This window comes from Syntrophales bacterium (genome assembly GCA_030655775.1).
In the GTDB taxonomy this organism is placed as follows: Bacteria; Desulfobacterota; Syntrophia; order Syntrophales; family JADFWA01; genus JAUSPI01.
The window spans coordinates 1-3,806 of the sequence record JAUSPI010000005.1; the positions used below are offsets into that span (position 1 = coordinate 1).

General features: G+C 44.1%; 3 protein-coding genes. All 3 read left to right on the forward strand.

What is annotated here, in order from left to right:
* A partial coding sequence (locus Q7J27_00120; protein ID MDO9527546.1) for a hypothetical protein occupies positions 1 to 257 on the forward strand: 257 nt, incomplete at its 5' end.
* Positions 258 to 266: 9 nt separating this feature from the next.
* Positions 267 to 2,162, forward strand: coding sequence for a site-specific DNA-methyltransferase (locus Q7J27_00125; protein MDO9527547.1), 1,896 nt, complete (start codon positions 267 to 269; stop codon positions 2,160 to 2,162).
* The coding region (locus Q7J27_00130) for a DEAD/DEAH box helicase family protein (protein MDO9527548.1) at positions 2,162 to 3,806 on the forward strand (1,645 nt) is incomplete at its 3' end. The genes Q7J27_00125 and Q7J27_00130, both read left to right, overlap by 1 nt.

Sequence of the window (3,806 nt, forward strand, 5' to 3'; positions counted from 1 at the left end):
TTCTCAAAGAGTTTGATGATCAGATTAAGGAATACAAGCGAAATGCCCGCACTGCCCACAACCTCCCGGATAAACTGGCTGCACAGAAAAAGATCCGCGATCTGGAAAAGAAGCGGGATGCCGCGTGGCGCGAGTACGACATTGCCGGAAGAGAGATAGAAAAACAGAAAGATGAACTGATAGATAGAATTGAAAAAAATCTCAAGCAGAACGTGACCACCGAGAAACTATTTACCATTCAATGGAAGGTAACATAGGAGAAGACTATGGCGAATATCGAAAAACTCGATCTTAAGAGCAAAAACATCACCGATGAGCAGAAAGCAAAACTAAAAGAGCTGTTCCCGGAGGTACTCACGGAAGGCAAAGTCGACTTCGAAAAGCTACGTTTGACCCTCGGCGATGAGATAGATGAGGGAGAAGAACGTTTCGGCATGACATGGCCGGGAAAACGCGACTGTTTCAAAGTCATTCAGGAACCCAGCATCGGGACACTGAAACCTTGCAGGGAAGAGAGCGTTGACTTTGACACAACGGAGAACCTCTTTATTGAAGGCGATAATCTGGAAGTGCTCAAACTGCTGCAGAAGTCCTATTACGGCAAGGTCAAGATGATCTATATCGATCCGCCCTACAACACCGGAAATGAGTTTATCTATCCTGATAAATATTCGGAATCTCTGGAGACCTACCTGGCCTATACCGGGCAGGTGGACGATGAGGGGAGAAAGTTTTCAACCAATACAGAGACAGATGGCCGGTTTCATTCCAAGTGGTTGAATATGATGTATCCGAGGTTGTTTCTGGCGAAAAATCTGTTGAGGGAAGATGGAGTTATATTTATCAGTATTGATGATAATGAAGTATATAATCTGCGTAAGATATGTGATGAAGTTTTTGGCGAGGAAAACTATCGAAATGAATGCGTAATTAGAAGGGGAGCAAAGTCAGTTCAAGCACAGTTTGAGACATGGGATAAACTCGGAAGTGGATTTGAACGAATTATCATCTATTCTAAACGTTCCGATTATCGATTTCCAAAGCAACTAAGAAGACTTGATGAGGTTAAACAAGGTTCATGGAACAATCATTGGCGGGGTACTGAGAGACCAACCATGAGATACGAACTGTTCGGAATTATACCAAGTAGTGGCCAATGGCGTTGGGGTAAAGAAAGAAGTTTTGCCGCTATTGAGAACTACAAAAAATTATTACTTGAACTGAATGTAGCGGAAGAATCCATCACACAAGAACAGATAGATGAGTATTATACGAGAAAATTTGATGATGGTGACGATTTAGATTTTCTTCGTCTCTCATCGAATAGCAAACCTGAACATTACGTTCCTCCAACTGATTCTACCTTACTCAACGATATCTGGTTTGATTTACCAATATCAAGCTCAAAGGAGGTTCGGGCTCTTTTCGATAAGAAAAAAATATTTGACAATCCCAAACCCACTGCATTGATAAAGCGAATGCTGGCTTTCGGGAGTGGAAAAGACATCATCCTTGATTTCTTCTCTGGCTCCTGCACCACTACTCATGCTGTCTTGGATCTAAATAAAGAAGATGGCGGCAATCGCAAGTTCATCATGGTGCAATTACCAGAACCTACTGACGAAAATTCCGAAGCCCACAACGCTGGTTACAAAACCATATCGGACATCGGCAAAGAACGCATCCGCCGGGTTATAAAGCAAATCAACAAAGAAAAAGAAGGCACCCTCGCTTTTAAAGAGACAAAACAGGATTTAGGATTCAAGGTCTTCAAGCTCGACAAATCCAATTTCAAGATATGGGACGGCGCTGTTGATGACAAACCCATTCATGAACAACTCGAATTTGCCATTGACCACATCGACCCGAACAGTAAAGAAGATGATATCCTCTATGAGATTCTTCTTAAATCGGGCTTTGAACTGACTACGCCTTTAGAAACACTTACCCTTGAAGGCAAAAAAGTTTATTCCGTCGCTGAAGGTGCTCTCCTCATCTGCCTTGAAATGAATTTGACCAAAGAGCTTATCCGCGCAATCGCGAAGATGGAGCCGCAGAGAGTCGTCTGCCTGGATTCGGGATTTGAGGGCAACGACCAGCTAAAAACAAATGCCGTGCAGATAATGAAAACCTCTGATGTTGAAAGCTTCAGGACAGTGTGATGATGAAATTTAAATTTGACGCTAAGCAGCAGTATCAACTTGAGGGAATACAGGCGGTGGTTGATCTGTTCGACGGCCAGCCGCTGAGCAAGGGTTCGTTTGAACTTACTGTTGAGGAAAGTTTTATGAACGTTTCTCAGGCCCTTACTCACCTTGGAATCGGCAATAACATTGCACTGATGAAAAATGAGGTTACTGATAATCTAAACAAGGTCCAACGACGAAACAACATTGCCCGCCAGACCGACATTGAAACACAAGGGATGAACTTTGCCGTTGAAATGGAAACCGGCACCGGCAAGACCTATGTCTATCTGCGCACCATTTTTGAATTGAATGATAAATACGGGTTCAAGAAGTTCATTATCGTGGTTCCCTCGGTGGCCATACGGGAAGGGGTCCTGAAATCAATCGACATGATGAAGGAACATTTCCAGGATCTCTACAACAATATCCCCTTTGATCATTTCGTATACGATTCAAGGAGAGTGAACGCGCTTCGCGGGTTTGCCGCTGCCAACCAGATGCAGGTCATGATCATCAACATCGATTCCTTCAACAAGAAAGCAAACAATATTATCCATGACCTTCGCGATAAAATGGGAGGCAGGCGACCCATAGAATTCATACAGGCCACCAATCCCATCGTAATTATGGACGAGCCGCAGAATATGGAAAGTGCCATAGCAAAGGAAGCGATAGACTCTTTACGCCCCCTCTGCACCCTGCGATATTCCGCGACCCACAGAGACCGGTATAACCTTATCTATCAAGTTAATCCGATCGATGCCTTTCAGATGCGCCTGGTGAAGAAGATATCCGTTGCGCCCGTCCTTGCCGAAAACAATGCCAACTCGGCATTTATCAAGGTCAATTCAATTACAAACAGAAACGGCAGGTTTGCCGCTACCCTGACTATCCATAAACAATCTGGTGATGGACCTAAAACTTCGAAAGTCACGGTCAAACAGGATGATGACCTGTTTATGAAATCTAATGAACGGGAAATGTACCGGAATGGTTTTATTGTTACTGAAATCAATGCGCGACCGGGTATGGAATATGTGAAATTCTCCAATGGAATCCGACTCAGCCTTGGAGAAGAACAGGGTGGTTTCCGGGATGATATTATCAGAGAACAGCTACGCGAAACAGTAAAGGCACACTTCGAAAAAGAGGCACAGGTTAAGGATATGGGGATCAAGGTCCTTTCCCTGTTTTTCATCGATAGGGTTGCGAATTATCGTGTATATACCGACAGTGGTTACGTAAACGGCCCCTATGCCGAATGGTTTGAGGATTTATATACCGAAGTTGCCGGAGAATACCGCACGCTCTTTAATAAAGAGATTCTCCCCGCCGGCACAGTACATAATGGATATTTTTCAAAAGATAAAAAGGGCGACAAAGGGAAATTCACAGATACAACCGGAAATGCCGCGAAAGATGAGGATACCTACAATCTCATAATGAGAGACAAAGAGCGTCTCCTGAGTCTTGATAATCCGCTGAAATTCATCTTTTCACACTCTGCGCTTCGCGAAGGCTGGGACAACCCGAATGTGTTTCAGATATGCACACTCAGTAATTCGACATCCGCAATAAAGAAGCGGCAGGAAATCGGCCGGGGCATGCGGCTTCCGG

Excerpts from the sequence above, each read along its gene's own strand:
- Q7J27_00125 (MDO9527547.1), top strand. The coding sequence starts at position 267 with ATGGCGAATATCGAAAAACTCGATCTTAAGAGCAAAAACATCACCGAT.